1 protein-coding gene is annotated in these 7,213 nt (G+C 69.5%); it reads left to right on the top strand.

Going from position 1 to position 7,213, the window contains the following annotated elements:
- Window positions 1–327: 327 nt before the first annotated feature.
- A partial coding sequence (locus CF70_RS37340) for a filamentous hemagglutinin N-terminal domain-containing protein (protein ID WP_235184880.1) occupies window positions 328–7,213 on the top strand: 6,886 nt, incomplete at its 3' end.

Below are 7,213 nucleotides of genomic sequence, written 5' to 3'. Positions count from 1 at the left end.
AACCCCGCCCCCAAACGTCAGCAGCAACCAGCAGCCAGCAGCGCAAAAAACCCCAAAAAACAACCTCCCCAGAGAAAAAAGTTTGCGGGTTCCGCATACCGCCATTCGTCATAGCACATCGAACATTCCATGCATCGCCGCACGCCACCCGCCGCGATGCATGGAGCTCCTTGGACCAGGCTGGCCAGCGCAGCGCGGACAGCCGAACGACGTCGAATAAATCACCGGCAGGAACGGCAAATGAACACATGCGGACGCAGCGGCAGCGATCGTCAAACGACACGCGCGGAGCACAGGAATCCCCGGCTGGCGCCCCTTGCGCGCGCCATGGCATTGACCCTGGCCGCGGGAGGCGTGGTTGGCAGCGCGCACGCTCAGCGCGCGTTCAGCCCCGCATGGTTCGAGGCCAAGGGCGCGGCGCAGAACACGGCGGCGGCCACTGGCCGGCTGCCCAACGGCCTGCCCGCGTCGAGCCTGACCAGCCCGCTGGGCCAGCAGCAACGCGCCAACGAGCAGTTGAATCGTTCGATCAGCAATCTGAATCTCGCCGCGCGCGGCATTGCCGCGCAGCAGGCCGCGCAGGCGGCGGCGCGCGATGCCGCATTGAGGGCCGAGTCGGACGTGCCCGATGGCCTGGCCGAAGGCGGCCTGAAGGTCGATACCAACAGCCTCACCGCGGGCTGGCTCAACGCCAGGCCGCTGAACAAGGAGACCGGGCAGAAGGTGGTCGACGCTCGCACGGTGGTGTCCATCGAGCAAACCGCCGACAAGGCCATCCTCAACTGGGAGACCTTCAACGTCGGCAAGAACACCACCGTGGCGTTCGCCCAGCAAAAGGACTGGGCGGTGCTCAACAAGGTCAACGACCCGGGCGCGCGTCCCAGCCAGATCCAGGGGCAGATCAAGGCTGACGGCACGGTGATGATCGTCAATCGCAACGGCATCGTGTTCTCCGGCAGCAGCCAGGTCGATACGCGCAACCTCGTCGCCGCCGCCGCGAGAATCGACGACAGCCAGTTTCAGGCTAACGGGATCTATGCCAGCGGTTCCACGCCCAGCTTCAAGGACGCGCTCGGCAAGATCGAGGTGCAGGCCGGCGCCACCATTGCCACCAGGCAACCCGCGTCCGCCACCCAGGGCGGCGGCTACGTGCTGCTGCTGGGCGCCGAAGTGCGCAACGCCGGCGAGATCGCCACGCCTGGCGGCCAGGCGGCGCTGGCCGCGGGCGACAGCTTCACCATTCGCAGGGGCGTCGGCACCGATGGCAACCAGGGTTCCACGATCCGCGGCAATGAGGTCGGCGTCGGGCTCAATGCCGGCGGCACGGCGGGCAAGGTCAGCAACGCCGGCCTGATCCAGGCGCCCACCGGCGACGTGACGCTGGCCGGCCGGGAAGTGGTGCAGGACGGCGTGATCCTCTCCAGCACCTCGGTCAACAACCGTGGCACCGTTCACCTGAATGCCGTCGGCGCCAACGGCGCCGTTACGCTCGCACAGGGCAGCACCACCGCCATCGTGCTGGACACCAGCGGCGCCACCGCGCTCGACAGCCAGCGCGCGGGCCTGATGGCGCCGGCGCTCGACGCGGGCGGCAACATCGTGCTGGCCGGCAATGACCGCCGGGACCTCTCCCGCGTGGAGATCGCCAGCACCGGCACGGTGGAGTTCCAGGACGCATCGCTGACATTGGCTACCGGCGGGCAGGTCGCCGTGAACGCCGCACGGCGCAGCCTGGTGCGCGAGGGCGCGGCCATCGACGTCTCGGGCGCGGTGGGCGTCAAGCTCACAATGGAGTCCAACAACGTCAAGATCAACGTCCAGGGTATCGAGCAGCGCGACGCGCCGCTCAATCGCGACCGCAAGGGCCTCAACAGCAACGACATCTGGATCGACCGCCGCGCGCTGGTGTACGTGCCCGCGGGCACCAACGGCTATGCCACCGAGCGGTGGTACACCGGCGGCGGCCTGCTGGAGGTCGGCGGCTACCTCGGCACGCAGGGCCACACCGTGGGCGAGTGGATGGCGCTGGGCGGCATCGTCAACTTCACCGGCGGCGACGTCGTCACGCAGAAGGGCTCCCGCATCAACCTTTCGGGCGGCACGCTGGACGTGCAGTCCGGCAACCTGAACCAGAGCTGGCTCAAGGGCGCGGACGGGCGGCTGTACGAAGTCTCCAGGGCGCCCGGGGACATGATCTACACGGGCCTCTACAAGGGCTTCGAAGACGTGCATGCTCGCTGGGGCCAGGGCGCCACCGGCTATTTCTACAGCCCGCTGATCGGGGCGCGGCAACGCCTGGAGAACGGTTACACGGTGGGGCGGGACGCGGGTGCGCTGGTGATCGGCACAAGGAGCGCGGTGCTGGAGGGCGACATCGTCGCCGAGAGCTTCCAGGGCGCGCGCCAGACCCAGGCGGCGGATGCCAGCCTCGACGGCTACCGGCAGTCGCAGAACGCGGCGGCGCGGCGCGGCCAGTTCGTCGTCGGCAACTACGCGTCGTACTATGACAAGACGGCCGGCGCGCTGCATGCGCGCCTGGACCCGGGCGCGGTGAAGCAGATCGTGTTCGGCGACGCGGCGCCCGCCATCGCGGCGGGCTTCGATCTGGGCACTGTCATGCCGGACGCGCGGCGCGACACGCTATACCTCGATACCACGCTGCTCAACGGCTTCCGGCTCGGCGCCATCCGCGTTGCGGCGGCGCAGGGCATCACGGTGGACAAGCTCCTGCAGGTTGGCGCGGGTGGCGACATCACGCTGTATGGCCCCGGCGTCAAGGTCAATGCGGACCTGGTCGCCCATGCCGGCGGCATCCGCCTGGGCAATGTGCTGACGCAGGTCAGTACCAACTATCTGGAGGACACGACCCGCATCGCGGCGCCCGCGGGTACGGCTGCGGCCGTCAATGTGGCGCAGGGCGTGACGCTGGACGCCAGCGGCCTGTGGAGCAACCTGCTGCTGGACCCGCATGGCACCGGCAGCGTGGCCTACAAGAACGGCGGCAGCGTAGCGATCCGCAGCAGCGGCAGCATTGCGCTGGACGCGGGCAGCCTGGTCGATGTGTCCTCCGGCGCGGTGCTGCTGGCCAACGGCAAGCAGCAAGGCGGCAAGGGCGGCAATGCGACGCTGCAAGCCAATCCCGATGACGCGGCCACGGGCGGCGGCATGGCGCTCGGTGGCGCGTTGCGCGGCTACGGCGCGAGCGGCGGCGGAACGCTGACGGTCCAGGCGGGCAAGGTGCTGATCGGTCGGCAAGACAGCGCCGGGGAAGGCACGCTCGCACTGGACGGCGGCTTCTTCGACAAGGGCTTTGGCCAGTACAAGATCATCGGCAACGACGGCATTGCCGTCGCCGACGGCACGCAGGCCGTGGTCACGATGCCGGTCTATCGCTTCGGCGACAACGCGCGGGGTATTGCCACCGGCGGCAGGATGGCCGATGCGCTGGAAGTGTGGACCCCGCCGCTCTACCAGGAAGACCCGGCGAAGAGCGTGCTGACGCAGCGCCAGGGCGCCAGCCTCAGCCTGCAGGCCGGCACCATCCAGGCCAGCGCCGCAGACCTGAAGACCGTGCAGGCCGTGGTCGGCAGGGGCGCCACGATCCAGGTCGATCCGGGCCAGTCCATCGAGGTGCGCAGCATCGGCCAGCTAACTGTGGACGGCACGCTGCGCGCCAGCGGCGGGCGCATCTCGCTCAGGACGCTGGACCTGACGGATGGGGAGATGGACAAGGACAACGTGCGGGCGCACGCGCGCTCCATCTGGATTGGCGAGAACGCGGTGCTGGATGCCTCCGCGCGGGCGGTCACCGCGACCGATGCGCGCGGCCACCGCTATGGCCAGGTGCGCGACGGCGGCAGCATCGTCATCGGTGGCGAGATCGACCCGGCACTTGGCCAGGCCAGTGCATCGCATAACTTCGTCGTTGTGCGCAACGGCGCGCTGATCGATGCCTCGGGCGCGCAGGCCGAGCTGGATATCCCCGGGCTGGGCGCGACGCGTGTCGCCAGCAACGGCGGCAGCATCTCGCTGGCATCGTTCAACGGCCTGTATCTCGACGGCACCATGCAGGCCCGCGCGGGCGGTGCGAGCGCGGCTGGCGGCAGCCTTGGCGTAGCGCTGGAAACGCCGCAGATCTTCATGGGCAACAACCCCTTCAACTCCCTGAATGCAGCGGATCGCGTGCGCACACTGCGCCATCTGGTGCTGGCCGGTGAACAAGGCCCGTCCTTGCTGGCGAGCGGCTTGCAGGCCGGCGCCGACGATGGCTCGCTGGCCTACGGCTACGGGCGTCTCGGCGCCGACGCGGTCGTGCGCGGCGGCTTCGACAATCTGTCGGTGCTGAGCTCCGGCGCGATCGGATTCGAGGACAGCATGCGCCTGGCGGTGCGGCAAAGCCTGCAACTCTACGGCGGCGCCATGGCACTTGGCGCCAAGGCGCGCGACGATGCGCGCGTGGAACTCGCCGCCGCCCGCGTCCTGCTGGCCGGTACCACGCCACCGGCGGCGCGCGAGCAGATGGCTCGGCCGGTGGCGACAAGCGCCGCCTCCGGCGTGGCGCGCGACTCCCGCGCCGTGCTGGACGTCTCGGCGAACCTGATCGACATCCGCGACAGCGTTGGCCTTGGCCTCAAGGGCACGATCAAGATGGAGGCCGACGGCGAATACGGCATAGACGGCAGCCAGAAGCTCGACCTGCGCGGGTTCGGGCTCACCACCTTGCGCAGCAGCACGGATCTGCGTTTTCTGCAGGGCAGAAGCCCCATCGCCGGCATCGTCTCGACCCAGTTGCTCAGCCCCGGCAGCATCGTGCTGCAGGCGGCGCAGGTCTATCCGGCCACGGGCGCGGGCGCGCGGGTGGCGGCGGGCATGGCCCTGAACGGCAAGTACAACCCCGACTACGTCTTGCGGATCGAAACGGGCGGGCAGGGCACGCCCGCCATGCCATATTCGGCCTTCGGCGACCTGACGCTGGGCGCCGCCACCATTGAGCAGGCCGGCGTGCTGCGCGCGCCGCTGGGCCACCTGACGCTGGGCGACAGCAACACGAGCAAGGTGGTGCTGTCGCCTGGCAGCGAGACCTCGGTCAGCGGGGCCGGCCTGGTCATGCCGTATGGCGGCACGGTGGACGGCCTGAGCTATCTGTACAACGGCAAGCAGGTCAGCCTGGTTGGCGTTGGCGGTGCCGACAGCAATTTCGGCAGAACGCTGGTGCTGGGCATCACGCTCGGCGGCGCCAGCGTCAACGTGCAACGCGACGCTGTGCTGGACCTGTCCGGCGGCGGCGAGCTGACCGGTGCCGGCTTTGTCAGCGGGCGCGGCGGTTCCACCGACGCGCGCTACCACCCGCTGGTGCGGGCCAGTGCCGATGGGCGCTTCAGCCTGCCCGGCCTGGCGGCCAATCCGGTGTATGCGATTGTGCCCGGCGTGCAGGCCGCGTACGCCCCCGCCGGCGGTGAAAAGGGCGCGGTCGATCCCGTCATCGGCCAGCGCATCACCATCGGTGCCGGCGTGCCGGGCCTTGCGGCCGGCACCTACACGCTGATGCCATCGACCTATGCGCTGCAAAAGGGCGCCTACCGGGTCGAGCTCAATGGCGCGGCCGGACTCGGCGCGCCCACCGCGGCCGTGGCGCTGCGCAACGGTTCGTGGTCTGCGCCCGCGCAACTGAGCGTGGCCAACACCGGCATTGGCGACACGCTGTTCCGCCAGGCCATCGTGACGCCCGCCGACGTGTTGCGCACCTATTCGCAGTACAACGAAACCGGCTACGCCGCCTACGTGCTGGCCGACGCCGCGCGCATCGGCGTGCCGCGCGCCATGGCGCCGGTGGATGCCCGGACCCTGCACCTGTCCCTGGGGCCTGGCGCTGGCGCCGATGCCTTGCGCTTCGACGGCGAGGCACGTTTCAGTACGGCGCGGGGCGGCTACGGCGGCATGGTCGCCGTCACGAACAATGACGGGACCAAAAGCCGCTTCGAGATCGTCGCACCTGGCGGGCAGGCCACAGCCGGCTTCCAGGGCGTGACAGTGGATGCCGGTGCGCTGAACCGCCTGGGTGCCGCGCGCATCGTGATCGGCGGCCTGCAATCCGCGCTCTACGGCCAGGGCGGCAATGTCATCAATACCAGCGCCGGCGCGTTGGACGTCACGCTGCGCCGGGGGGCGGTGCTGTCGGCGCCGGAAGTCTTCCTGTCGGCCAAGGAGCCAAACAACGCCATTGCCCCCGCCAATATCGTGATCGAGCAGGGTGCGGGCATCAACACGCTCGGCAAGGGCCGCGCGTCCTACGACGCGGCCAATGGGTTCATCTATGCCAACGATGGCAACCTGGTGGCGGTGTCCAACGGTGTGCTCAGCATGCTGCCGGTAGCGGCCAGCGTGGCAACGAGCGACAACCGCAGCCTGCAGATCGGCGCCTGCGCCGCGCAGTCCTGTGCCGGCCAGACCGAGCTCTATTCGGAAGGCACCATCGCGCTGGTCACGCCGGACCGCTTCGAGATGTCGGATGCCGTGCGCTACGGCACGCGCAACCTGACGCTGGTGGTGCGTGGCGTCAACGTGGGGGACAGCGCCGCGCTGGCCGGCGCGCAGTCGCGCAACACACTGCCGCCGGGCCTGTCGCTGAACCAGGGCCTGCTGGACCGGCTGCTGCGCGGCGATACGCGGTACGGCGCGCCGGCACTCGAAACGCTGGAGCTGAACGCAAGCAGCGCGGTCAACTTCTTCGGCACGGCGGCGCTCGATACCGTCGATCCTGCCACCGGCAAATCGTCGCTGTCGCGCCTGGTGCTCGGCACGCCCGCCATCTACGGCTATGGCGGCGCGGGCGATGTGGCCACCATCCGCACGGGCAACCTGGTGTGGAAGGGTTCGACCCAGGCACCCGCCACGGTGGTCACGGGCGGCGCCGGCACGGGCAGCGGCGCGCTCAGGATCGAAGCCGCGCGCATCGAGCTCGGTTACGGCCCCGGCGCCCAGCCGAGCGGCATGGGTGTCGACGCGCGCCTTGTGCTCGGCTTTGCCGATGTGAGCCTGAGCGCCACCGATCGCCTGACCGCCAACAACAAGGGCAGCCTGTCGGTCTATCAGGCGCAGGGCGCTTATGAAAGCGGAAAGGGCTATGCCTACACCGGTGGCAACCTGCACATCGCCGCCCCGCTGGTGACCGGCGAAGCCGGCTCGGTCAACCGTATCGTGGCGGGCGGTACGC

The sequence above is a fragment of the Cupriavidus sp. SK-3 genome (assembly GCF_000611145.1).
GTDB lineage: Bacteria > Pseudomonadota > Gammaproteobacteria > Burkholderiales > Burkholderiaceae > Cupriavidus.
The sequence above is the reverse complement of the archived record's forward strand: the minus strand, read 5'-3'. Positions and strand labels throughout refer to the sequence as shown.